Here is an 814-nt window from a genome sequence, read left to right as displayed (position 1 = left end):
GTGATGGCGTGGATGCCGCCCCACTTGTCGATGTGCTCCTGCTTGTTTTTGGTGTGGGTGTCCATGACGGTGCGGCATGCCTTGAGCACCACAGCCGCGGCTTTGGTGACCTGCTGGGTCTTGCCGATGAGGTCGATGAGTGTGTCGGGCGTGGCTTCCTGCGGGATGAGCGCCTGTTGTTCGCTGGCTTTCATTGCTGCTCCTTAGAATTCCGGTTCCGGATCGGGTTTGCCGAAACCTCCGAATGATGACTGGTCGTCCGACGGAGCGCCCCACGGATCATCGGCAGGTGCGGCCGGTTGCGTGGACTGGGTCGGCTGTTGGCTCCAGCCGCCCGCTCCGGTGTTGACGGTCGGCGTCTGCGCGGCGGGATTGCCGTAGACGGGACCTTGCGGCTGTCGGCTGATGCGGCTGACCTGCGCGGTGGCGTAGCGTAGGCTCGGGCCGATCTCGTCAACCTGCAGCTCTATGACGGTGCGATTGGATCCGTCCTGCGCCTGGTAGGAATGCTGCTGCAGACGGCCTTGTGCGATGACGCGCATACCCTTCGCAAGGCTCTGCGCGCAGTGGTTGGCAAGGTCGCGCCACGCGCTGCAGCGCATGAACAGCGCCGACCCATCCTCATACTGGCCGGTCTGCTTGTTATATACGCGCGCGGTGTTTGCGATGGTGAAGCTGGCGACCTGCGCGCCCTGGCCGGTGGTCCTCAATTCGGGGTCCGCGGTGAGGTTGCCGACGATGGTGATGACGGTCTCCCCTATGGCCATGTCAGGCTCCCTTCACGTATCCGTCGGGCTCGGGGCCGAGCTGGCTT

At 64.3% G+C, this 814-nt stretch carries 2 protein-coding genes; both read right to left on the bottom strand.

Going from position 1 to position 814, the window contains the following annotated elements; all coding sequences use genetic code 11:
• A partial coding sequence (locus KSX58_RS10295) for a hypothetical protein (RefSeq protein WP_217752142.1) occupies positions 1 to 194 on the bottom strand: 194 nt, incomplete at its 3' end.
• 9 nt (positions 195 to 203) lie between these two features.
• Positions 204 to 767 (bottom strand): single-stranded DNA-binding protein, encoded by a 564-nt coding sequence (locus tag KSX58_RS10290; RefSeq protein ID WP_217752141.1) that lies wholly within the window; start codon positions 765 to 767, stop codon positions 204 to 206.
• Positions 768 to 814: the final 47 nt, after the last annotated feature.

The organism is Bifidobacterium sp. MSK.17.10, assembly GCF_019129655.1.
Taxonomy (GTDB): domain Bacteria; phylum Actinomycetota; class Actinomycetes; order Actinomycetales; family Bifidobacteriaceae; genus Bifidobacterium; species Bifidobacterium adolescentis.
The sequence above is the reverse complement of the archived record's forward strand: the minus strand, read 5'-3'. Positions and strand labels throughout refer to the sequence as shown.

Excerpts from the sequence above, each read along its gene's own strand:
- KSX58_RS10290 (WP_217752141.1), bottom strand. The coding sequence starts at position 767 with ATGGCCATAGGGGAGACCGTCATCACCATCGTCGGCAACCTCACCGCG.